25 protein-coding genes are annotated in these 22,895 nt (G+C 59.5%); 18 read left to right on the top strand and 7 right to left on the bottom strand.

Annotation, left to right across the window (positions count from 1 at the left end):
- Nucleotides 1-139: 139 nt before the first annotated feature.
- The 3 genes from rho to hemE form a co-directional block, all read right to left on the bottom strand.
- Entirely contained in the window at nt 140-1,405 is a 1,266-nt protein-coding gene (gene rho / locus HJB84_RS04845; protein ID WP_207582313.1) for a transcription termination factor Rho, read from the bottom strand.
- A 197-nt stretch (nt 1,406-1,602) separates the two neighbouring features.
- Nucleotides 1,603-2,139, bottom strand: coding sequence for a protoporphyrinogen oxidase HemJ (hemJ, locus tag HJB84_RS04840; protein WP_207582314.1), 537 nt, complete (start codon nt 2,137-2,139; stop codon nt 1,603-1,605).
- Nucleotides 2,140-2,141: 2 nt separating this feature from the next.
- Nucleotides 2,142-3,188: a uroporphyrinogen decarboxylase gene (hemE, locus tag HJB84_RS04835; RefSeq protein ID WP_207582315.1), complete on the bottom strand. Its 1,047-nt coding sequence runs from the start codon at nt 3,186-3,188 to the stop codon at nt 2,142-2,144.
- A 400-nt stretch (nt 3,189-3,588) separates the two neighbouring features.
- Here hemE and HJB84_RS04830 point away from each other — a divergent pair, with 400 nt between their 5' ends.
- From HJB84_RS04830 to dnaQ, 5 genes are read left to right on the top strand one after another with little or no spacing between them, the layout of a single operon-like run.
- Nucleotides 3,589-4,410 (top strand): pyruvate, water dikinase regulatory protein, encoded by an 822-nt coding sequence (locus tag HJB84_RS04830; protein ID WP_207582316.1) that lies wholly within the window; start codon nt 3,589-3,591, stop codon nt 4,408-4,410.
- 33 nt (nt 4,411-4,443) lie between these two features.
- Nucleotides 4,444-5,043 (top strand): Maf-like protein, encoded by a 600-nt coding sequence (locus tag HJB84_RS04825; RefSeq protein WP_207582317.1) that lies wholly within the window; start codon nt 4,444-4,446, stop codon nt 5,041-5,043.
- A complete protein-coding gene (locus tag HJB84_RS04820) occupies nt 5,036-5,893 on the top strand; it encodes a shikimate dehydrogenase (RefSeq protein ID WP_207582318.1) in 858 nt (285 codons plus the stop codon). Before HJB84_RS04825 ends, HJB84_RS04820 begins: the two co-directional genes overlap by 8 nt.
- Nucleotides 5,893-6,504 carry a dephospho-CoA kinase gene (gene coaE, locus HJB84_RS04815; RefSeq protein ID WP_207582319.1) on the top strand — a complete coding sequence of 204 codons (612 nt, stop codon included), beginning with the start codon at nt 5,893-5,895 and terminating at the stop codon, nt 6,502-6,504. The genes HJB84_RS04820 and coaE overlap by 1 nt, the downstream gene beginning before the upstream one ends.
- Complete coding sequence (dnaQ, locus tag HJB84_RS04810; protein WP_207582320.1) at nt 6,497-7,219, top strand: DNA polymerase III subunit epsilon; 723 nt, start codon at nt 6,497-6,499, stop codon at nt 7,217-7,219. Before coaE ends, dnaQ begins: the two co-directional genes overlap by 8 nt.
- Before the next feature lie 66 nt (nt 7,220-7,285).
- Here dnaQ and secB read toward each other — a convergent pair whose 3' ends face one another.
- Both secB and HJB84_RS04800 read right to left on the bottom strand, forming a co-directional pair.
- Nucleotides 7,286-7,768: a protein-export chaperone SecB gene (gene secB, locus HJB84_RS04805; protein WP_054185477.1), complete on the bottom strand. Its 483-nt coding sequence runs from the start codon at nt 7,766-7,768 to the stop codon at nt 7,286-7,288.
- A gap of 101 nt (nt 7,769-7,869) precedes the next feature.
- The gene (locus HJB84_RS04800) at nt 7,870-8,376 is read right to left on the bottom strand and encodes an FxsA family protein (RefSeq protein WP_311043795.1); all 507 of its coding nucleotides are present in this window, start codon (nt 8,374-8,376) and stop codon (nt 7,870-7,872) included.
- A 131-nt stretch (nt 8,377-8,507) separates the two neighbouring features.
- Between HJB84_RS04800 and HJB84_RS04795 the strand changes: the two genes are divergently transcribed.
- The 5 genes from HJB84_RS04795 (at nt 8,508) to gyrB (ending at nt 13,855) form a co-directional block, all read left to right on the top strand.
- Complete coding sequence (locus tag HJB84_RS04795) at nt 8,508-9,212, top strand: Tim44/TimA family putative adaptor protein (RefSeq protein ID WP_207582322.1); 705 nt, start codon at nt 8,508-8,510, stop codon at nt 9,210-9,212.
- The gene (locus HJB84_RS04790; RefSeq protein ID WP_221115383.1) at nt 9,205-10,344 is read left to right on the top strand and encodes a murein transglycosylase A; all 1,140 of its coding nucleotides are present in this window, start codon (nt 9,205-9,207) and stop codon (nt 10,342-10,344) included. The genes HJB84_RS04795 and HJB84_RS04790 overlap by 8 nt, the downstream gene beginning before the upstream one ends.
- Entirely contained in the window at nt 10,344-10,910 is a 567-nt protein-coding gene (locus HJB84_RS04785) for a Smr/MutS family protein (RefSeq protein WP_207582324.1), read from the top strand. The genes HJB84_RS04790 and HJB84_RS04785 overlap by 1 nt, the downstream gene beginning before the upstream one ends.
- Nucleotides 10,907-11,284: a helix-turn-helix domain-containing protein gene (locus HJB84_RS04780; protein ID WP_207582325.1), complete on the top strand. Its 378-nt coding sequence runs from the start codon at nt 10,907-10,909 to the stop codon at nt 11,282-11,284. Before HJB84_RS04785 ends, HJB84_RS04780 begins: the two co-directional genes overlap by 4 nt.
- Before the next feature lie 135 nt (nt 11,285-11,419).
- Nucleotides 11,420-13,855, top strand: a complete 2,436-nt coding sequence (gene gyrB, locus HJB84_RS04775) for a DNA topoisomerase (ATP-hydrolyzing) subunit B (RefSeq protein ID WP_207582326.1) — start codon at nt 11,420-11,422, stop codon at nt 13,853-13,855.
- 69 nt (nt 13,856-13,924) lie between these two features.
- Here gyrB and HJB84_RS04770 read toward each other — a convergent pair whose 3' ends face one another.
- Nucleotides 13,925-14,524 carry a nitroreductase family protein gene (locus tag HJB84_RS04770; RefSeq protein WP_221115382.1) on the bottom strand — a complete coding sequence of 200 codons (600 nt, stop codon included), beginning with the start codon at nt 14,522-14,524 and terminating at the stop codon, nt 13,925-13,927.
- A 44-nt stretch (nt 14,525-14,568) separates the two neighbouring features.
- Complete coding sequence (locus HJB84_RS04765; RefSeq protein ID WP_207582328.1) at nt 14,569-14,853, bottom strand: DUF2218 domain-containing protein; 285 nt, start codon at nt 14,851-14,853, stop codon at nt 14,569-14,571.
- Nucleotides 14,854-15,025: 172 nt separating this feature from the next.
- Here HJB84_RS04765 and HJB84_RS04760 point away from each other — a divergent pair, with 172 nt between their 5' ends.
- The 8 genes from HJB84_RS04760 to trpA all read left to right on the top strand — a co-directional run bounded on the left by HJB84_RS04760 (nt 15,026) and on the right by trpA (nt 22,791).
- Nucleotides 15,026-15,985, top strand: a complete 960-nt coding sequence (locus HJB84_RS04760; protein ID WP_207584233.1) for a glutathione S-transferase family protein — start codon at nt 15,026-15,028, stop codon at nt 15,983-15,985.
- A gap of 141 nt (nt 15,986-16,126) precedes the next feature.
- Entirely contained in the window at nt 16,127-16,969 is an 843-nt protein-coding gene (locus HJB84_RS04755; RefSeq protein WP_207582329.1) for a fumarylacetoacetate hydrolase family protein, read from the top strand.
- 205 nt (nt 16,970-17,174) lie between these two features.
- On the top strand, nt 17,175-18,452 hold the full coding sequence (locus HJB84_RS04750; protein WP_207582330.1) for a polyhydroxyalkanoate depolymerase: 1,278 nt from the start codon (nt 17,175-17,177) through the stop codon (nt 18,450-18,452).
- A 145-nt stretch (nt 18,453-18,597) separates the two neighbouring features.
- On the top strand, nt 18,598-19,032 hold the full coding sequence (locus HJB84_RS04745; RefSeq protein ID WP_207582331.1) for a DUF2852 domain-containing protein: 435 nt from the start codon (nt 18,598-18,600) through the stop codon (nt 19,030-19,032).
- Nucleotides 19,033-19,119: 87 nt separating this feature from the next.
- Nucleotides 19,120-19,878, top strand: a complete 759-nt coding sequence (locus HJB84_RS04740) for a M48 family metallopeptidase (RefSeq protein WP_207582332.1) — start codon at nt 19,120-19,122, stop codon at nt 19,876-19,878.
- Between the two features lie 178 nt (nt 19,879-20,056).
- On the top strand, nt 20,057-20,725 hold the full coding sequence (locus HJB84_RS04735) for a phosphoribosylanthranilate isomerase (RefSeq protein WP_207582333.1): 669 nt from the start codon (nt 20,057-20,059) through the stop codon (nt 20,723-20,725).
- A gap of 2 nt (nt 20,726-20,727) precedes the next feature.
- Nucleotides 20,728-21,948 carry a tryptophan synthase subunit beta gene (trpB, locus tag HJB84_RS04730; protein ID WP_207582334.1) on the top strand — a complete coding sequence of 407 codons (1,221 nt, stop codon included), beginning with the start codon at nt 20,728-20,730 and terminating at the stop codon, nt 21,946-21,948.
- A 3-nt stretch (nt 21,949-21,951) separates the two neighbouring features.
- Nucleotides 21,952-22,791, top strand: a complete 840-nt coding sequence (gene trpA, locus HJB84_RS04725) for a tryptophan synthase subunit alpha (protein WP_207582335.1) — start codon at nt 21,952-21,954, stop codon at nt 22,789-22,791.
- The last annotated feature ends 104 nt before the right edge of the window (nt 22,792-22,895 follow it).

Genomic DNA, 22,895 nt, shown 5'->3' with positions numbered 1-22,895 from the left:
GACATCATGACAATGCCTCCAGCTCTCATGAACGCATGTCATCAACGCATGTCATCCGGAAGCGTGTGCCGGTTCCAGGATAACGCCATGCATCTAAGGCGCATCAATCGGACGCGCTCTAGATGAATCCGGCTAAGGACTACGTATTCATCGAGTCGAAGAAGTCGGAATTGGTCTTCGTCTGCTTGAGTTTGTCGATCAGGAATTCGATTGCATCTGTCGTGCCCATCGGCGCGAGAATGCGGCGGAGCACGAAGATCTTCTGCAGATCCTGACGTGGAACAAGCAGGTCTTCCTTACGCGTGCCGGACTTCAGGATGTCCATCGCCGGGAAGATGCGCTTGTCGGCGACCTTGCGATCGAGGACGATTTCGGAGTTGCCGGTACCCTTGAATTCTTCGAAGATCACTTCGTCCATGCGGCTGCCGGTATCGATCAGCGCCGTTGCGATAATCGTCAGCGAACCGCCTTCCTCAATGTTACGCGCCGCGCCGAAGAAGCGCTTCGGCCGCTGGAGTGCGTTGGCGTCCACACCGCCGGTCAGCACCTTGCCTGAGGAGGGAACGACGGTGTTGTAGGCACGGCCCAGACGGGTGATCGAGTCGAGCAGGATGACAACGTCGCGTCCATGTTCGACAAGGCGCTTGGCTTTCTCGATGACCATCTCGGCCACCTGAACGTGACGCACAGCCGGTTCGTCGAAGGTCGAGGAGATGACCTCGCCGCGGACGGAGCGCTGCATGTCGGTCACTTCTTCGGGGCGTTCATCGATCAGCAGAACGATGAGATAGCATTCCGGATGGTTTGCGGTAATCGAATGGGCGATGTTCTGCAGCAGCACGGTCTTACCGGTGCGCGGCGGTGCGACGATCAATCCGCGCTGACCCTTGCCGAGCGGCGCCACCAGGTCGATCACACGCGGCGACAGATCTTTCGTGGTGGGGATATCGAGTTCCATCTTGAAGCGCTCGTTCGGATAGAGCGGCGTCAGATTGTCGAAATGAACCTTGTGACGGATTTTTTCGGGATCATCGAAATTGATGGTGTTGACCTTGAGCAGCGCGAAATAGCGCTCGCCTTCCTTCGGCCCGCGGATCGGGCCTTCGACCGTATCGCCCGTTTTCAGCGAGAAACGGCGGATCTGCGACGGAGAGATATAAATATCGTCCGGACCCGGCAGGTAGTTTGCATTAGGGGAACGCAGGAAGCCGAAACCATCCTGCAGCACTTCGACGACGCCTTCACCAATGATTTCGACATCCTGGCTGGCAAGCATTTTGAGGATGGCAAACATCAATTCCTGTTTGCGCATCGTGCTGGCATTCTCGACCTCGAGCGATTCGGCGAAAGCCAGAAGATCCGTCGGGGATTTGCTCTTGAGTTCCTGAAGCTTCATTTCAGCCATGAAGTGACCAATACTCTTTTCAATTTCGAAGGGGGAAGGCGATGTTGGGTCGTATTCGGTACTGCGAAGGGCTCGCAAACGACTGAACTCTACACACATGCCACGTAGATGAGATGCGCGGAAAATAGCGACTCGCAATCGCCGCCGCAAGAGGGCTGCTTAAAATGAAGCAAATTTAACCGGGAGGCGAGTTTGCCTCAGAACGGCTTCACCACGACGAGAATCACAATTGCGATCATCAGCAGTGTCGGTGCCTCGTTCATGAACCGCCAATAGCGTGCGGAGCGGCGGTTCTCGTCCCGTTCGAAGGCTCTGACGGCGCGGCTGAAGAACATATGAACACCGGTCAGCAGCACGACGAGACCGATCTTGGCATGCAGCCAGCCGCCCTGGAATCCATAGACAGACCAGGCGAGATAGAGGCCGAAAATCCAGGTCAACATCATCGCCGGCGTCATGATGATTCGAAGCAGCCGGCGTTCCATCACCTTGAAGGTTTCCGATTGCACCGAACCCGGTTCGGCATCGGTGTGATAGATGAACAGCCGCGGCATGTAGAACAACCCGGCCATCCAGGAAATCACCGCGATGATATGCAGCGCCTTGATCCAGAGATAGAGATTATCCGGGTTCCAGGCAAAAAGTCCGACCGCCATCAGCGCGAAGAAGGCCAGCGCAAAATGCGCACGCCGGCGGGCGTAGCTGCCGGCCCTGCGATCGGTCTGCTTTTCCATCATCACTTCCCGCCTCGCATCCAGCCGCCCCGAACGCGATCGACCAGCCGGCGCACATGCTCGGGGTCGGCCTGCGGTGTGATGCCATGACCGAGATTGAAGATCAGCGGCCCGTGGCCGAGGTGTTGCAGAATATCGTCGATACCGTCTTCCAGAGCCCGGCCGCCGGCAACGACGCGCATTGGATCGAGGTTGCCCTGAACCGGTCCGTCCTTTTGAAGTTCGGCGGCAAAGGCCAACGGCACCGACCAGTCGAGACCGATCGCATCCGCGCCCGTTTTCTGCCGATATGTCTTCAGCTGGTAGCCGGCACCTTTGGCAAAGGCGATGATGCGGGCGTGCGGTCGCTGGGATTTGACCGAAGCGATCATTCGCGCAACCGGCCTGATCGCGAAGGCCTCGAACTCTCTCTCGCCGAGAACGCCAGCCCAGGAATCGAAGATCTGCACAGCGTCGGCGCCGGCATCGATCTGAGCGACGAGATAATCGGCCGAGACGTCGGCAAGCAGCATCAGCAGATGTTCGAAGGCGCGGGGATGCCTGTAGGCGAAGAGACGGGCAGGGGCCTGATCCGGCGTGCCGTGTCCAGCAATCATATAGGTCGCAACCGTCCAGGGCGCGCCACAGAAGCCGAGCAGGGTGGTTTCGGCTGGCAACCCCTCTCGCAGCCGTCGCACCGTCTCCAGAACCGGGCTGAGATAATCGACAACCGCTTCCCCATTCAACCTGCCGATACCGTCTTCATCGATCGGATCCATCTCCGGGCCACGGCCCTCCGTGAACCGCACATTCCGCTTCATTGCATCGGGGATGACGAGGATATCGGAAAACAGGATGGCCGCATCAAAGCCATAGCGGCGTATCGGCTGTAATGTCACTTCGACGGCGTAATCGGGCGTATAACAAAGATCGAGAAAACTTCCTGCCTTTGCCCGCGTCTCCCGATATTCCGGGAGATAACGTCCCGCCTGCCTCATCAGCCAGAGGGGAGGAGGGGAGAGGCTTTCGCCCTCGAGAACCCTCATGATCTTTCGGCGCGTGTCGTTCAAGCGCTTCTTCCCTATAAAAAATCAAAGATATTTTAAAAGGTTTCTATTTCTTAGAGTCGGTGTCTATCAAGGATTAAAATCCATCCACCGCCGATGCCATTTGTCGCGCGCGGGCAAAAAACATCGGAAGGATTTTGTCATTTGGCCAAAAGTCCGGGGAGAAGCTGAATCTGAAAATGATTTCAGATCCTTGTGGACGGACGATTTTCCCGATGCTTGTGGATAAACTGTGGACCTGTTCTCGACAAATCCAGCTGTTCCCCGTTTTCCACAAAGCCGGCAGAAACCGATCCGCAAAATTCGAAATGTGGATAAGCAGCCATGTTTTCCCTTGCCCGACACTGCCTCGCCGCCTTAGCTCTGTTTCATCCAGTCTTTTCAACAGGCAGCGGAAAATAACGTGGAGAACAGAACGAACTTCTTTCATCTGCATCTGATTTCTGACTCAACGGGAGAGACTCTGATCTCCGCCGGCCGCGCCGCATCGGCACAGTTCCGATCCGCCCAGCCGATCGAACATGTCTATCCGCTGATCCGTAATCGCAAGCAGCTGCTGCCGGTTCTGCAGGCGATCGACGATGCACCGGGCATCGTGCTCTATACGATCGTCGACCGGGAGCTTGCGAGCCTGATCGATGAGCGCTGCGTCGAGATGGGCGTTGCCTCGGTGAATGTGCTGGAGCCGGTCATGAATGCGTTCCAGATCTATCTCGGTGCCCCATCAAGCCGTCGGGTCGGAGCCCAGCATGTGATGAATGCCGGCTACTTCGCGCGTATCGAAGCGTTGAATTTCACCATGGATCATGATGACGGTCAGATGCCGGATGATTATAACGATGCCGATGTCGTCATCATCGGCATCAGCCGCACCTCGAAAACACCGACCAGTATTTACCTCGCCAACCGCGGCATCAAGACGGCGAACATTCCGATCGTCTATGGTGTGCCGTTGCCAGAGAGCCTGTTCATCGCCACCAAACCGCTGATCGTCTGCCTGATCGCCACCACCGACCGTATTTCCCAGGTGCGGGAAAATCGCATACTCGGCGCCACGCATGGCTTCGATCGCGAACACTATACCGATCGCGCTTCGATTTCCGAGGAGCTGAAATATGCCCGCTCGCTCTGCGCTCGCCATAACTGGCCGTTGATCGACGTCACTCGCCGCTCAATCGAGGAAACCGCCGCGGCCATCGTTGCCCTGCGCCCAAAGCTGCGCTAAGCGCTGACCGGCAGCCGGCACTCCGAGGAACCCATGACGCAGAAACTCATCCTTGCATCGTCAAGCCCCTTTCGGCGGATGCTGATGGAAAATGCCGGTCTATCCTTCGAGGCGCATGCCGCAAGCATCGATGAACGGGCAGTCGAAGCGCCGTTGGAAGAAGCCGGCGCCAAGCCGGATGCGGTGGCCCTCGTCCTGGCCAAGGCCAAGGCCGAGGATGTCAGCAGCCGTTTTCCGGATAGACTGATCATCGGCTCGGATCAGACAATGTCGCTCGGCGACCGCGTCTTCCACAAGCCGCTTGATATGGTCGACGCCGCCAACCACCTTCAGGCCCTGTCCGGCCTAACCCACCGGTTGAACAGTGCTGTCGCGATCGTCAGCAACGGCGCGGTCCTATGGCAACATCTCGCCCATGCGGAGCTGACGATGCGGCCCTTGGCGGCGGATTTCATCGCCAGACATCTGGCGCGGGTCGGCGAACGGGCGCTTTCCAGCGTCGGCGCCTATCAGTTGGAGGGGGAGGGCATTCAGCTGTTCGAGAAGATCGAGGGGGATTATTTCACCATTCTCGGCCTGCCGATGCTGCCGCTTCTGGAAAAATTGCGAGACCTCGGAGCGATCGATGGGTGATTCACGTGAAACATTCGGGCCGAAAGCGTTTGTCACGGGCTTTCCCATCAAGCATTCGCGCTCGCCGTTGATCCACGGATATTGGCTAAAGACGCTCGGCCTGCCAGGCAGCTACTGCGCGCACGAAGTAGCCCCCGAGGCCTTTGCCGATTTCATCCGTTCGCTGAAGGATGGCAGTTCCGGCTTTGCCGGAGGCAATGTCACCATTCCCCACAAGGAACTGGCATTCCGGCTTGCCGATAAACCCGACGCGCTGTCGCGTGAGCTCGGCGCCGCAAACACGCTCTGGCTGGAGGATGGCGCCCTGCACGCGACGAACACCGATGGTCGCGGCTTTATCGCCAATCTCGACGAACGCCATCCGGGCTGGGACCGGCATGAGACGGCGGTCGTCTTTGGCGCCGGCGGCGCCAGCCGGGCGATCATCCAGGCGGTCCGTGACCGCGGTTTCAGAGAGATCCACGTCGTCAACCGCACCGTCGAACGGGCGCGTGAACTGGCAGATCGTTTTGGCCCGAAGGTTTATGCCCACCCGGCCGCAGCACTTGCCGAAGTCATGAAGGGTGCCGGCCTCTTCATCAACACCACCTCGCTCGGCATGGACGGCGAGCCGGCGCCACAACTCGACTTCACGCCGCTTTCAGCCGATGCCGTCGTGACCGACATCGTCTATGTCCCTTTGAAAACACCGATCCTGGCACAGGCGGAAGAGCATGGATTTTCCATCGTCGATGGTCTCGGCATGCTGCTGCATCAGGCCGTGCCCGGCTTCGAGAAATGGTTCGGCCGGCGTCCCGTCGTCGACGCGGCACTGCGTGCACTCATCATCGCCGATATGGAAGCTCACTGATGCTGACGATTGGTCTTACCGGCTCCATCGCCATGGGAAAATCGACGGCGGCAAAGCTCTTCGCCGAGGCGGGAATCCCGTTGAACGATTCTGATGCGGTGGTCCACGATCTCTATACCGGCGAGGCCGCACCGCTGGTGGATGCTGCTTTTCCTGGAACGATGAAGGATGGAGCGGTCGACCGACATGAACTCGGCCGCCAGCTTGCTCTCGATCCGGATGGCTTCAAGCGCTTGGAAGCGATCGTCCATCCGCTGGTTCGCAAGCGTGAGGCGGAATTTCTGGCGCGGCAGCGCGCTGCCGGCGCGGAGATGGTATTGCTCGATATTCCTTTGCTCTTCGAAACCGGCGCTGAGCAAAGAGTGGATGTCATCGTCGTCGTCAGCGCCGATCCACAGATTCAACGCGAGAGGGTGCTTGCGCGGGAAGGCATGACCGAGGAAAAATTCGAGATGATTCTCTCACGCCAGACGCCGGACACGGAAAAACGCCACCGGGCGGATTATCTGATCGACAGCAGCCAGAGGATCGCGGTCACGAAAAAACGGGTGCTCGATATCGTCGCCGACCTGAAAACGCGGATTGCCAAGGGAGATTTCCGGAATGCGTGAGATCATCTTCGATACGGAAACCACCGGTCTCGACAACCGCGCCGACCGTATCATCGAAATCGGTGGCATCGAGCTCTTCAACCATTTTCCGACCGGCAACGTGATCCATATCTTCATCAATCCCGGCGATCAGAAGGTTCACCCGGATGCGCTCGCCGTGCACGGCATCACCGATGAATTCCTGAAGGACAAGAAGCCTTTCGCTGAGGTCGCCGAAGAAATCCTTACCTTCTTCGGCGATGCGAAGTGGATTGCCCACAACGCCACCTTCGATATGGGTTTCATCAATGCCGAATTGGCGCGGATCGGTTTGCCGCCGATCCTGCCGGAGCGGGTCGTCGATACGCTGTCGATGGCCCGGCGCAAGAATCCGATGGGGCCGAATTCGCTGGACGCGCTCTGCCGGCGCTACGGCATCGATAATTCGCACCGCACCAAACACGGCGCGCTGCTCGACTCCGAACTGCTCGCCGAAGTCTATATCGAGATGATCGGCGGCAGGCAGGCAGCTTTCGGCCTGAGCATGAGCGCTACATCTGGTCAGAACGGCCGCGGCGATGGGGCGGAGGAAGACGGTGTGGTGATTGCCGGAGTGCTCGAGCGGCCCCGCCCGCTTGGCCCCCGCCTGAGCCAAACCGAGGCGCAGGCGCATGAGGCGCTTGTCGCCAAGCTTGGAGAAAAAGGCATCTGGGCGAAATACGCCAGCCTCAATTAAACCGGCCTCAATTGAAAATGCCCGGGACCAGCCCGGGCATCGACATTTCCAAGATGAAAGATCCGCTCAGTTCGGAACGGCTTCTACCTTGGCGCGGGCCTGTTCTTCGGCAACGCGCTGGGCAAACATCTGCGTGAAGTCGATCGGGTCGATCATCAGCGGCGGGAAACCACCGTTGCGGGTGACGTCGGCGATGATCTGGCGGGCAAACGGGAAGAGCATGCGCGGGCACTCGATGAAGAGAACCGGCAGCATGTGTTCCTGCGGGAAGCCGGCAACGCGGAAGACGCCGCCATAGGCGAGTTCGGTATGGAAAACCGTCTTGTCGCCGTCCTTGGCTTCGGCATTCAGCGACAGCACGACATCGAAATCCGTATCCGAAAGCGGGTTGGCGTTGACGTTCACATTGATGTTGATCGTCGGGGCCTTGTCGCGGGCCTGCAGCGAACGCGGCGCACCCGGATTTTCGAAGGAGAGATCCTTGGTATATTGCGCAAGGATCGAAAGGGTGGGGCTGGCCGCACCGTTGCTGTTGTTATCGTCTGCCATTGGCTTTTCCTCGAGGGGCATGGGAATGGTGCCGCCATCTAACATTTCAGGGAGGGGCTTACAACCCTGGGCGCTTGCCGCGGTTGATCGGTCGAAGCGCCTCAATCGCCGAGATGTTTGCCGGACCACGGCGAGTTGCGGTCCGGCTCCCTATGATAGTCCTCGTCATCGAGATCGACCACCTTCGAGTTCGGCTTGCGGTCGCGGAAATCGGGTTGCGGGCCGGCAGAAAAGCCGCCCTTGGCATTGACGACGACGAAGCGTTTGGCGATTGCCTGCCAGAGGAACTCGCGCACCGGCGGGATGAGAATGAGGATCGCGATGATATCGGTGAGGAAGCCGGGAATGATCAAGAGCAGCGAGGCAACGACGTTCATCGCCGGCCGCAACAGGTCGCGCCCCGGCATCACCCCGTTTCGTCCTTCGCTCGACATGCGGCGCAAAATACCGATGCCCTGCCGGCGCAGCAGAACCATCCCGAGAATGACGCCCAGCATCACGAGCGCGAGCGTCAGCCACAATCCGATTGCCCGGCCGACGACGACGAAACCGGCAATTTCGGCGAGTGGCAGCAGCAGAATGAAAGCTGGCAGGATCGAAAAACGCATGGTCGTCATGTCCCGGGCTTGCCGGTCTCCTCTTGGCGCTGGCGAAGATGCCAGCCATCATTTGAATCATCTGTATAGGCAGACTATATGGGAGTACAAATCAGAGATGTTAACGGTGGCTGCGATACGATATGAGTTCGAACGACTTCATCACATTATTCTTCCTGGTGGCGGCGGTGCTGATTTTCTTTCAGCTCCGCGCCGTGCTCGGGCGCCGCACAGGAAATGAGAAGCCGCCGCGCGATCTCTATACGCCGCGGGATGCGGCTCCGGCAGAAGCCGCCGATGCCGGCAAGGTCGTGACGCTGCCGCGCCGCGACACGACGACGGAGGATGAGGATCGCTTCGCCGCCATCGATGCCTTCGCCGCACCCGGAACGCCACTCAACGAATCGCTGCGCGCGCTGAACAAGGCCGATTCCGCCTTCAGCCCGAAGGAGTTTCTCAACGGCGCCCGCATGGCTTACGAGATGATCGTCATGGCCTATGCGGATGGCGACCGGAAAACGCTGAAGAATTTATTGTCCCGCGAAGTCTATGACGGGTTCGATGCTGCGATCGGCGAGCGTGAAGCGCGGGGCGAGAAGGTCAAGTCCACCTTCGTCGGCATCGACAAGGCCGAAATCACCCATGCGGAGACGAAGGGCAGCGAAGCACAGATCACCGTTCGTATCATCAGCCAGCTGATATCGGCCACCTACGACAAGGCGGATGTGCTGATCGAAGGCGACGCCGAAAACGTCGCCGAGGTCAACGACCTCTGGACCTTCGCCCGCGACACCCGCTCGCGCGATCCGAACTGGAAACTCGTGGCGACCGAATCGGAACATGAGTGACCACGCATCGGACTTCGTCCTGCAGGCCATAAGCTTCGACACTTTGGAAGGCTGGAAGGATGATGATCCCTCCGGCCTTTTTGAAGGCATGCGAAGCTGCCGTCGGCAGATCACCGATGTCAAACCCTACCGCACCGGTTCTCTTGGCCTGAGCTCGGAAGACCTGCTTCCGCTGCTGGTGGCCGCCGAAGATTTCACGCCGTCGTCGCCATCATCGGCGCGCGCCTTTTTCGAGACCCACTGTCGGCCCTTCCTGATCCGCCGCAGCGATGGCAATTCCGGCGTCGTCACCGCGTTCTACGAACCTGATATCGAGGTGTCTGAGCGGCCGGACGAGGTTTTCCGTTTCCCTTTCTACAGGCGCCCGGACGATCTGGTCGATCTCGACGACACCAATCGCCCCGCCGGGCTCGACAGGTCCTATGCTTTCGGCCGTCTGCATGACGGCCGCATCACCGCCTATCCGGACCGCTGCGCTATCGATCAGGGTTTCCTCGAAGGCCACGGTCTCGAAATCGCCTGGGCGAAGTCGAAGGTCGATCTCTTCTTCGTGCATGTGCAGGGTGCGGCGCGTTTGCGTTACAGCGATGGCCGTATCGGCCGCATCACTTACGCGGCGAAGGCCGGCCATCCGTTCTCGGCGGCGGGCAAGCTGCTGATCGACCGAGGCGAGATTGATCGCGCCGACATCTCGATGCAGACGATCCGTGCCTGGCTGGCGCGCAATCCCGAGCAGGTCGACGAGGTGCTGTGGCATAATCGCTCTTATATCTTCTTCCGCGAGACGCCCTCGCGGGCCATCAGCCTGCGAACCGCCGATCCTCAGGCAGGTCCGATCGCAGCCGCCAAGGTGCCGCTTCTCGCCGGGCGGTCGCTCGCCGTCGACCGGATGATCCATACGTTCGGCTTTCCCTTTTTCATCCGCGCCGAAAGCCTGACCCATCTCGACCAGGGTCGGCCCTTCCGCCGGCTGATGCTGGCGCTCGATACCGGCTCGGCAATCGTCGGGCCGGCACGCGGCGATATCTTCACCGGCTCGGGGGATATGGCAGGAGAAAGGGCCGGCACCGTCCGCAACGACGCTGATTTCACCATCCTTATTCCCAAGGCCGCCGCCGGAAGATTCGACTGATGGCCAAGGATCGCAAACTCAGTGCGGATGAGAGGATCCTCTGGGGCAAGGTTGCCCGCAGCACGCGACCGATGCCCGGCAAGGCGGGTGATTTGACCGAGCTCGATGCGTTTCTTGCCGAAGCCGAAGCGGCGTCCGAACGGGAACAGCAAAAACAGACACTCACCCCGGCCATGCCGCCGCAGCCGACCGTACCATCGACATCGAAACCGCCGGCCGGGGTACATCATCCGCTGGAAAAGCCGGTCAAGCGCAAGATCGCCAAGGGCCGGCTGGCGCTCGAAGCGCGGATTGACCTGCATGGGCTGGTGCAGAGCGAAGCTCATGTCATCCTTCTCGATTTCCTGATCCGCGCCCACGAGCGCGGCATGCGTCATGTCTTGGTCATCACCGGTAAAGGCAGCTCCATGGGCAGCGCCGGCGCGCTCAAGCGGGCCGTTCCCCTCTGGTTCTCGAAGCCGGAATTCCGCTACCTGATCTCGTCCTATGAGTCGGCCGCACAGCATCATGGCGGGGAGGGCGCGCTCTACATTCGCCTGTCGCGGCGGCACGGGGAAAGACCATGACTCCCTTTGGAGAGGCGGTTCGCCGGCTGAGAGCGCGCAAGGGTGTCTCGCAGAAGGAAATGGCGGAAGCGTTGAATGTCTCTCCCGCCTATCTCTCGGCGCTCGAACATGGAAAGCGCGGTTTGCCGACATTCGATCTGCTGCAGCGCATCGCCGGCTATTTCAACATCATCTGGGATGAAGCCGAGGAACTGTTTCTGCTCGCCCGCTCGTCCGACCCGCGCGTCGTGATCGACACCTCCGGCCTGCCTCCGGAATATACCGAATTTGCCAACCGGCTGGCGCGGCGGATTCGCAACCTTGACAGTGCAAAGATAGGCCGGTTATCGGCTCTTCTCGAAAATGACGGCAAAGGCGACGGAAAAGCGTCATAATCCCCTGCTTTATGCCATGTTTCGGGGGCCTGCCATTGGGAAGTTGGTTCAAAAAACCTATATACGAGAGTGAAGAAAGCCGGTGATTCGCAAGGCGCGCCGCAGCTTTACGACAACAGGGAAAATCTCGACAGAATGAGCGATACATCCGCGACGGAAAACGGCGTAAGCACCGAATATGGCGCAGATTCCATCAAGGTTCTGAAGGGCCTCGATGCCGTGCGCAAACGTCCCGGCATGTATATCGGCGACACCGACGATGGCTCGGGCCTTCATCACATGGTCTATGAAGTCGTCGACAACGCGATCGACGAAGCGCTTGCCGGTCATGCCGACATTGTCACCGTCACCCTCAATCCGGATGGTTCAGTGACGGTCACCGATAACGGACGCGGCATCCCGACGGACATTCATACCGGCGAAGGCGTGTCGGCGGCCGAAGTCATCATGACGCAGCTCCATGCCGGCGGCAAGTTCGACCAGAATTCCTACAAGGTCTCCGGCGGCCTGCACGGCGTCGGCGTCTCGGTCGTCAACGCGCTGTCCGTCTGGCTGAAGCTGAAGATCCGCCGCCACGACAAGATCCATGAAATGAGCTTCACCCACGGCGTGGCCGATGCTCCGCTGAAGGTCACGGGCGAAGCCCCCAATGAGACCGGCACGGAAGTGAGCTTCATGCCGAGCACCGGCACCTTCACGATGACGGAGTTCGACTACGGCACGCTGGAACATCGTCTTCGCGAGCTCGCCTTCCTGAACTCAGGCGTGCGTATCCTGCTGACCGACAAGCGCCATTCCGATATCAAGCAGGAAGAACTGCGTTATGACGGCGGCCTCGAGGCTTTTGTTGCCTATCTCGACCGCGCCAAGAAGTCGCTGGTCGATAAACCGGTTGCCATCCATGGCGAAAAGGACGGCATCACCGTTGAAGTGGCGATGTGGTGGAACGACAGCTATCACGAGAACGTGCTCTGCTTCACCAACAACATTCCGCAGCGCGACGGCGGCACGCATATGGCCGGTTTCCGCGCGGCGTTGACGCGCCAAGTCGTATCCTATGCCGACAGTTCCGGCATCACCAAAAGGGAAAAGGTGACGCTGCAGGGCGAGGATTGCCGCGAAGGGCTGACGGCGGTCCTGTCGGTCAAGGTGCCTGATCCGAAATTCTCGTCGCAGACCAAGGATAAGCTGGTTTCCTCGGAAGTCCGCCCTGTTGTCGAAAGTCTCGTCAACGAAGCGCTGAACACCTGGTTCGAGGAGCATCCGAGCGAAGCCAAGATTCTCGTCGGCAAGGTCGTCGAGGCGGCCGCCGCACGCGAAGCGGCCCGCAAGGCCCGCGAATTGACCCGCCGAAAGGGCGCCCTCGACATCGCTTCGCTGCCCGGCAAGCTCGCCGACTGCTCAGAGCGTGATCCGACAAAATCCGAAGTCTTCCTCGTCGAGGGCGATTCCGCTGGCGGCTCAGCCAAGCAGGGCCGCTCGCGTGAAAACCAGGCGATCCTGCCGCTTCGCGGCAAGATCCTGAATGTCGAGCGTGCGCGTTTCGACAAGATGCTGTCGAGCCAGGAAATCGGCACGCTGATCACCGCGCTCGGCACCGGCATCGGCAAGGACGAATTCAACGTCGAAAAGCTGCGCTATCACAAGATCATCATCATGACGGATGCTGACGTCGACGGCGCCCACATCCGCACCCTGCTGCTGACCTTCTTTTTCCGCCAGATGCCGGAACTGATCGAGCGCGGCCATCTCTATATTGCCCAGCCGCCGCTCTATAAGGTCTCGCGCGGCAAGTCGGTGCAGTATCTGAAGGACGAAAAGGCGCTGGAGGAATATCTCATCAGCCAGGGCCTGGAAGACGCCGCGCTGAAACTTGGCAGCGGTGAGGTCCGCACCGGCCAGGACCTGCGCGAGGTCATCCTCGACGCGTTACGCATGCGCGCTTTGCTCGACAATCTCCACTCGCGTTACAATCGCGCCGTCGTCGAACAGGCGGCAATCGCCGGTGCCCTCAATGCGGAACTCGTCAGCGACCGCGCAAGAGCACAGGCATTGACGAGCGAGGTCGCAAGCCGTCTCGACATTATCGCCGAGGAAACCGAACGCGGCTGGCATGGCGATCTGGCCAGCGATGGCGGTCTGCGGCTCGAACGCATGGTCCGCGGCGTCAGGGAAATCGTCGTGCTCGATATGGCGCTGATCGGTTCCTCGGATGCCCGACACATCGACCAGTTGACGTCACGTCTCAAGGAAATCTATCAGACGCCGCCGTCGCTGCACCGCCGCGAAGGCGACATTGAGATCTCGGGCCCGCGGGCCCTGCTCGACGCAATCTTCGCCACCGGCCGCAAGGGCCTCACCATGCAGCGATACAAGGGTCTGGGCGAGATGAATGCCGAACAGCTCTGGGAAACGACGCTCGACCCGAACGTCCGTTCCCTTCTGCAGGTCAAGGTCCCCGACGCAACTGATGCCGACGGCCTCTTCGCCCGTTTGATGGGTGACGAAGTCGAGCCGCGGCGCGAATTCATCCAGGAAAACGCGCTAAGCGTCGCAAACCTCGATATCTGATTGTTATTTTTTACAAGCAAAAACCCCGCCGTCCCGAGATGGCGGGGTTTTTGCTTGTTGGTGCTTAGCTCAGCTTGCGATGAAATGGCCGTTGAAGGCAACTTCGGACAGCGGTTTACGCTGGCTGGGGAATTCGCGCGCTTGATTGCGCTCAGAAAGAACGCTCTTGTCGGCCAGGCGGCCGACGGCAACGCCGGCCTCGACCCGGTAGCCCTCGGGAATGCCAAACGTCTTGCTGATTTCCTCGTGTTTGATGCCGCCCATGCCATGGGCATAGAATCCGGAGAGACGGGCCTGAAGCGCCAAATATCCCCAGGCAGTACCGGCGTCGAAGGAATGGGTATAGCTCGGCTTTTCCTCAGCAGAGCCGGCCGCGCCGGTGAAGCTGCGCGACACGACGAAGATCAGCACCGACGCATTCTTCGCCCATTCCTGATTGGCATCGACGAGCAATGCCACGAATTTCTCCCAATGCTCAGAACCCTTAAGCGCATAGATGAAGCGCCAGGGTTGGTGATTGGACGAGGAGGGCGCCCAATGGGCGGCGTCGAGCAGGTTCAGCAGCTGCGCCTCCTCGATGATTTCGCCGGTGAAGGCGCGGGGCGACCAGCGGTCGAGAAACATCGGATCGATTGGATATTGGGATTCGCGGCTGTTGCTTTTTGTCATGCTGGTTCCGGGAGTTGCAGGCAGAATTCGGATCGGGGCTTGGATCAGTCCGTCCAGACGATGTCGAGTTCCTCTCGGAAGGCGAAGCGCTTCAGATGATCGTCGATGACGCCCTGCATCCTTGCCTGCTGTGCGGGATCGGCGACGGAAAGTATTATGGTCAGCGCCGCATCGTCGGCGGTGAACGTTACCTCGGCCGTCTCGCTGAACGGCACCCGGCCCCTGTGCGGGTCGAAATCGACGCTGAATTTATGGCTCCAGTGTTTGCAGAGCTGCTGCAGATAGCGGCTTGCATGTTCGGTGCGCACGACGGCCTGGGAGAGGTGCATGTCGAACTCCATCTCATCTTGGACTGCAGCCAGTCATATTTCCTGCATCACAGGCTTGGCAAGCGCATCGTCGTCGCAGTCGGGGTGTACAGACTGTCTTCATAAAAGCGGCCTCACGCCGTCGGCGAAGCAGGATAAGGAACCCTTCAGTCAATCGATCGGAGAGTTGCGCATGCTGGTAAAGGGAAAATGGACGGAGGACTGGCAGCCCGTTCAGGCAAAGGACGAGAAGGGCGGTTTCGTCAGGCAGACCTCGAGTTTCCGCAACTGGGTGACGCCGGATGGCGCCGCCGGGCCGACGGGCAAGAGCGGCTTCAAAGCAGGTGCCGGCCGTTACCATCTCTATGTCGCCTATATCTGTCCCTGGGCCTCGCGCACCCTGATCGGCCGTACGCTCAAGGGGCTGGAAGACGCCATTTCCGTTTCCGTCGTCGAGCCGATGCTGACAAAACAGGGCTGGCGCTTCGGCGATTATCCCGGTGCGACGGAGGATCATGTCAACGGCGCGACCTATATGCACGAAATCTATACGCGGACGGCGCCGGATTTCACCGGGCGGGCCACCGTGCCGGTTCTCTGGGACAAGCAGAGAAAGACCATCGTCAACAATGAATCCGCCGATATCCTGCGGATGCTGAACAGCGGCTTCGGCGACCTAGCGAAAAATCCGATCGATCTGTATCCAGCCGAAAGACGCAGCGCGATCGATGCTTTCAACGACCGCATCTATCCGGCCCTGAACAACGGCGTCTATCGCGCTGGTTTCGCCACCACGCAGCCTGCCTATGAAGAAGCCTTCGCCGAGGTCTTTGCCTGCCTCGACTGGGTCGAGCCGCAGTTCCAGGATCGGTCTTTTCTTTTCGCCGGGCATCCGACCGAAAGCGATATCCGGCTCTTCGTCACCCTTGTGCGCTTCGACGTCGCTTATCACGGTATCTTCAAATGCAATCTGCGCCGGCTTTCCGACTATGCCAACCTGCGCGTTTTTTGCCGCCGCATGCTGGATTGGCCGGGCATCGCGGAAACAGTCAACCTCGACCACATCAAGCGCGGCTACTACTCGATCGAAAATCTTAACCCGACAAAGATCGTTCCCGTCGGTCCCGACCTTGCAGAAATTTTCAAAGCATAAGGCCGCGATTCATGCGGTTTGGGCCGAAATCGATCCGAATTCAAGGAAAGCCGTACCGCTTCGCGGCAAAGCCGTAATGACACCGGTGAATAATTCGTTCATAGGTGGCTGCAATTCGTTTTTCGATGAGGAGGAATTCCCATGAAGCTGATGCGTGTTGGCGAAGCTGGCAATGAAAAACCCGCGCTTCTCGATGCCGATGGCAAGATCCGCGATCTGTCCGGTCACGTCGCCGATATCGGCGGCGAGGTGATCACGCCGGCAGGCCTGGCAAGGATAGCGGCGATCGATCCGAAGAGCCTTCCGGAACTTGCCCCCGGCCGCATCGGCGCCTGCGTCGCCGGCACCGGCAAATTCATCTGCATCGGCTTGAATTATTCGGATCATGCTGCCGAAACCGGCGCCACCGTTCCGCCCGAGCCGATCATCTTCATGAAAGCAACCTCGGCAATCGTCGGACCGAACGAGGATGTCATCATTCCCCGCGGTTCGGAAAAGACCGATTGGGAAGTCGAGCTGGGCGTCGTCATCGGCAAGACTGCCAAATATGTAACGGAAGCCGAAGCGCTGGATTACGTCGCCGGTTATTGCGTCTCCAATGACGTGTCCGAGCGCGCTTTCCAGACCGAGCGATCCGGACAATGGACGAAGGGCAAATCCTGCGACACGTTTGGCCCAATCGGCCCATGGCTCGTCACCAAGGACGAAATTCCGCAGCCGCAGAACCTCGGCATGTGGCTGACGGTCAACGGCCAGAAGATGCAGAACGGCTCATCGAAGACGATGGTGTACGGCGTTGCTTTCCTCGTCTCCTACCTCAGCCAGTTCATGTCGTTGCATCCCGGTGACGTGATCTCGACCGGCACGCCTCCCGGCGTCGGCATGGGCCTCAAGCCGCCGCGTTATCTCAAGGCGGGCGACGTGGTCGAACTCGGCATCGAAGGTCTCGGCACGCAGAAGCAGACCTTTATAGCGGATCGTTAACGACGCTTCGTGTTGAGAAACTTAAGTTTTCAGGTCGATTATCATGCCGGGGATCAATTCTCCGGCATTTCTTGTGCGGGTCTGGTTCGTCCATGTTGCTGTGCAACAAAAAACTGTTAGTCTGCGTTACGTGCCCGCGTAACGGAAAGATCCGATGCCCCTCAATCGGCGTCATCTTTTCGATAGAGAAAGGTGGCGCCTTCCAATGTTTTATCAGCTTTATGAATTGAACCATGCCGCCATGGCGCCGTTTCGCGCCGCGGCCGATATCATGCGGTTTGCCTATGCCAATCCGTTGAATCCGTTTTCCCACACGCCGTTTGGCCGCACGATGGCGGCAAGTCTCGAAATGTTCGAACGCACGACGCGCCGCTATGGCAAACCGGAATTCGGACTGAAGCAGACGACGATTGGTGAACGAACGGTTTCCGTCCGCGAAGAGATCGTCTGGTCGCGGCCCTTCTGCAATCTCCTGCATTTCGCCCGCAACGATCCGCGTGCTCGCGGCAATGATCCGCGCATCCTGATCGTCGCGCCGATGTCCGGCCACTATGCCACGCTGCTGCGCGGCACGGTGGAGGCACTGCTGCCGAGCGCCGATGTCTACATCACCGACTGGATCGACGCTCGCATGGTGCCGATGACCGAAGGCACGTTCGATTTCGACGATTATGTCGACTATGTCATCGAGATGCTGCATTTCCTCGGTGACGACACGCATGTCATCGCCGTCTGTCAGCCTTCAGTTCCGGTGCTGGCCGCCGCTGCGGTGATGGAGGAAGCCAACGATCCGCTTTCACCAGCGTCGATGACGCTGATGGGCGGCCCGATCGACACGCGCATCAACCCGACGGCGGTCAACAAGCTCGCCCAGGAGCGGTCGCTGCAGTGGTTCTCCGACAATGTCATCATGAACGTGCCCTGGCCGCAGCCAGGCTTCATGCGCCCGGTCTATCCAGGATTTCTGCAGCTTTCGGGCTTTATGTCGATGAACCTCGACCGTCATCTCGTCGCCCACAAGGAATTCTTCATGCATCTCGTGAAGAACGACGGCGAACCGGAAAGACATAGGGAATTCTACGACGAATATCTCGCCGTCATGGATCTGACCGCCGAATTCTACCTGCAGACGGTCGAGCAGGTCTTCATCAAGCATTCCCTGCCGAAGGGCGAACTGATGCATCGCGGCAAACGCGTCGATCCGGCGGCAATTCGCAACGTTGCGCTTTTGACCGTCGAAGGTGAGAACGACGATATCTCAGGGGTCGGCCAGACAAAGGCGGCGCAGACGATCTGCGTGAACATTCCTGAAGAGATGCGCATGCATTATCTGCAGCCGGATGTCGGCCACTATGGTGTTTTCAACGGCTCGCGGTTCCGCCGCGAGATCGCGCCGCGCATCATCAATTTTGTCCGAGAGCATTCCCGTTCCGTCGTCAAGCCTCGGGTCCCGCGGGTGATCAAGGGCGGCCGCATCGCCTGAATCAGCGACAGCTGAATTAGTAAAATGGATTCAAGGCTTTGTCCGATTTCGCGGGCAATCGTCTTGAAGGCCATTGTTGCGGTAACCACATCGATTTCAGCACTCGGCATCCTGCCGGGCGCGGAAAGCGAGGGATACCCGCACGATGAACCAGTCAGCATTGCTTCGACCGGATTGGACTCCGGCTACCATTGCCCTGATGATTCTCGGCTTCATGGTTTTCTGGCCTCTGGGTCTTGCCATGCTTGCCTACATCATCTTCGGCGACCGTCTGCGCGGCTTCAAGCGTGACGTCAACCAAGCGACCGATGGCTTTTTTGCCTCCTGCCGCCGTCCGAACGGCCGTCACCGCCCGCACTTCTCGACCGGCAATGTCGCCTTCGACGACTGGCGCAAGGCCGAGATCGACCGGATCGAAGAAGAGCGCCGCAAGCTCGACGAAATGCGCGAGGAATTCGACGCCTACATGCGCGAACTTCGCCGCGCCAAGGACCAGGAAGAGTTCGATCGCTTCATGCGTGACCGCAGGAACGCCAAGCGTGACGACAACGGCCCGGTTGCCGAATACCAGACGCCATGAAGGCCTGAACGCTGAATTGATGACCGGCATCTTGCGATGCCGGTTTTTCTATGTCCGCTCCCCCGGCGAATCGGATAGAAAACAACCATGTTCTCGCTTCTGAAGACAAGGCCGAAAGTCCGGAAACCGGCTCCGCCCGAAACGCGGACGCTTGATGTGGCCGGCCGGCTCATGCCGCTGACCATCAAGCAGCACGACCGTGCGACGCGCATCACCTTGCGCATAGAGCCGGGCGGCCGGGCCTTGAAGATGACGGTGCCGAAAGGCCTTGCGGCGCGCGAGGTCAATGCATTTCTCGATCGGCACCAGGGGTGGCTGCTCACCAAACTTGCCAAGTTTTCGACCGATGCCGGCCTGCGCGACGGCGGCGAAATTCTCTTTCGCGGCGTGTCCCATCGCATCCAGCATACCGGCAGCTTGCGCGGCCTGACGGAAGCGGTTTTGATAGATGGCAGACCGGTGTTGCGCGTCAGCGGAATGGCGGAACATGTTGGACGGCGCATCGCGGCCTTTCTCAAGAAAGAGGCGCGCGCCGACCTCGTAAGACTGGCGACGATGCATGCCGGAACGATCCGGGCGCCGATCCGCTCAATCTCGATGAAGGATACCCGCAGCCGCTGGGGCTCGTGCTCGTCGGAGGGAAATCTGAGCTTTTCCTGGCGCGTCGTCATGGCGCCGCCTTCGGTGATCGATTATCTCGCCGCCCATGAGGTCGCCCACCTCAAGGAAATGAATCATGGCCCGCACTTCTGGGCGCTCTGCCGTAAGCTTTGCCCGGGCATGGAGGAGGCAAAATCCTGGCTGAAACGGCACGGCAGCCAGTTGCATGCCATCGATTTCGACTAGAGCATGTCGCGCAAAAGTGTGCAGCGGTTTGGCGCTAACGACATGCGTAAAATAAAGGGCTAAAGCGCGAGGAGCGAATCTGAAAGAACGCGACGCGCTTTAGCCGAAAGCCGCTCTAAATGCAGCTTTCCATGCAAATTGGCTCGACTCCTGACGCATTTCGTGTCACTTCGCTGCCATGAAACCGGATATCAAAATTTGCGGCTTGACGACGCCTGATGCTGTTGATCGCGCACTGAAGCGCGGCGCGACCCATATCGGTTTTATTTTCTTCGAAAAGAGCCCACGTTATATCGAGCCGGACCTGGCGGCAAAGCTTGCCGAACCCGCGCGCGGCAAGGCGAAGATCGTCGCCGTCGTCGTCGATCCCACCAATGACGATCTGGACGAGATTGTCTCGCTGTTGAAGCCGGATATTCTGCAGCTGCATGGCAACGAGAGCCCCGAACATGTGCTGACCATAAAGGCGCTCTATGGTCTGCCTGTCATGAAGGTATTTTCGGTGCGCACGGCCGATGATCTGAAGCGCGTCGAGGCCTATATCGGCATCGCCGATCGTTTCCTCTTCGATGCAAAAGCGCCGAAGGGTTCCGAATTGCCGGGTGGTAATGGCGTTTCCTTCGACTGGAGCCTTCTTAGCTGGCTCGACGGCAGCATCGACTACATGCTGTCCGGCGGGCTGAACAAGAACAATGTCGCGGATGCGCTGGCGAACACCAAGGCACGTGGTATCGACGTCTCCTCGGGTGTCGAAACCGCACCTGGCGTGAAGAGCGTCGCAATGATCGATGAATTTTTCGATGCGGTCGAAGAGGCGGATGCGCCTGTCATGGCCTCAGGGAGTTGAGAGTGAACGAGACGCCTAAACCGAATTCCTTCCGCTCTGGCCCCGATGAAGATGGCCGTTTCGGCATTTATGGCGGTCGTTTCGTTGCCGAAACGTTGATGCCGCTGATCCTCGATCTGCAGGATGAGTGGGACAGGGCGAAGAACGATCCGGCATTCCAGGCCGAATTGAAGCATCTCGGCGCCCATTATATCGGTCGCCCGAGCCCGCTCTATTTCGCCGAGCGGCTAACGGCCGAACTCGGCGGCGCGAAGATCTATTTCAAACGTGAGGAGCTGAACCACACCGGTTCGCACAAGATCAACAACTGCATCGGCCAGATCCTGCTCGCCAAGCGCATGGGCAAGACCCGCATTATCGCCGAAACCGGCGCCGGCCAGCACGGCGTTGCCTCCGCCACCGTTGCCGCCCGCTTTGGCCTTCCTTGCGTCGTCTATATGGGCGCCACCGACGTCGAGCGTCAGGCACCGAACGTTTTCCGCATGAAACTGCTCGGCGCCGAGGTCAAACCGGTCACGGCAGGCAGCGGCACACTGAAGGACGCCATGAACGAGGCGCTTCGCGACTGGGTCACCAATGTCGAGGATACCTATTACCTGATCGGAACGGCGGCCGGTCCGCATCCCTATCCGGAGATGGTCCGCGATTTCCAGTCGGTGATTGGCACCGAAGCGAAAGAGCAGATGCTGGCAGCCGAAGGCCGCCTGCCGGATCTCGTCGTCGCTGCCGTCGGCGGCGGTTCGAACGCGATCGGCATTTTCCATCCTTTCCTCGATGATCCCACCGTCAAGATGGTCGGCGTCGAAGCGGGCGGCAAGGGCCTGCAGGGCGATGACCATTGCGCGTCGATCACCGCCGGTTCGCCGGGCGTGCTGCATGGCAACCGCACCTATCTGCTGCAGGATGGCGACGGCCAGATCAAGGAAGGCCATTCGATTTCAGCCGGTCTCGATTATCCCGGCATCGGCCCCGAACATTCCTGGCTGAACGATACCGGCCGCGTCGACTATGTGCCGATCATGGATCACGAAGCGCTCGAGGCCTTCCAGACCCTGACCCGCCTCGAAGGCATCATCCCGGCGCTCGAGCCGTCGCATGCGATTGCCGAGGTGATCAAGCGCGCACCGAAGATGGGCAAGGACGAGATCATCCTGATGAACCTCTCCGGTCGAGGCGACAAAGATATCTTCACCGTCGGCAAGATTCTGGGAATGGGACTGTAAGACATGACCGCACGCATGGACAAACGCTTTGCCGAGCTGAAGGCCGAGGGCCGTCCGGCGCTTGTGACCTATTTCATGGGCGGCGATCCTGATTACGATACCTCGCTCGGCATCATGAAGGCGCTGCCGGAGGCGGGCTCCGACATCATCGAGCTCGGCATGCCCTTTTCCGATCCGATGGCCGATGGCCCGGCAATCCAGCTCGCCGGTCAGCGTGCGCTGAAAGGCGGCCAGACGCTGAAGAAGACGTTGCAGCTGGCGGCCGATTTCCGCAAAACCGATGATGCGACGCCGATCGTGATGATGGGCTACTACAACCCGATCTATATTTATGGCGTCGAAAAATTCCTCGACGACGCGATTGCTGCCGGCATCGACGGTCTGATCGTTGTCGATCTGCCGCCTGAGATGGATGACGAACTCTGCATTCCGGCGATCCGCAAAGGCATCAATTTCATCCGCCTGGCGACGCCGACGACGGATGAGAAGCGCCTGCCGAAGGTTTTGAAGAACACCTCCGGCTTCGTCTATTACGTCTCGATGAACGGCATCACCGGTTCGGCGCTGCCGGATCCGTCGCTGGTGTCGGGCGCGGTCGAACGCATCAAGCAGCACACCAAGCTACCCGTCTGCGTCGGCTTCGGCGTCAAGACGGCGGAACATGCAAAGGTCATCGGCGGTTCGGCCGACGGCGTCGTGGTCGGCACCGCCATCGTCAATCAGGTCGCGACCAGTCTGACGGGCGACGGCAAGGCAACGGCCGATACCGTTCAGGCCGTTGCCACACTGGTCCGCGGACTTTCCACGGGAACACGTTCGGCGCGCCTTGTTGCTGCCGAATAGTTTGCCCACATTGGAGCAAAGCAATGTCGCGCAAAATGTGCAGCGGTCTTGCGGCAACGACATGCGGGAAACCGAAGACCTCAAAGTGTGGCAAACGATCTGAA

It is taken from the genome of Rhizobium sp. NZLR1b (genome assembly GCF_019685155.1).
In the GTDB taxonomy this organism is placed as follows: Bacteria; Pseudomonadota; Alphaproteobacteria; order Rhizobiales; family Rhizobiaceae; genus Rhizobium.
This window is presented reverse-complemented; position numbering and strand designations above follow the sequence as displayed.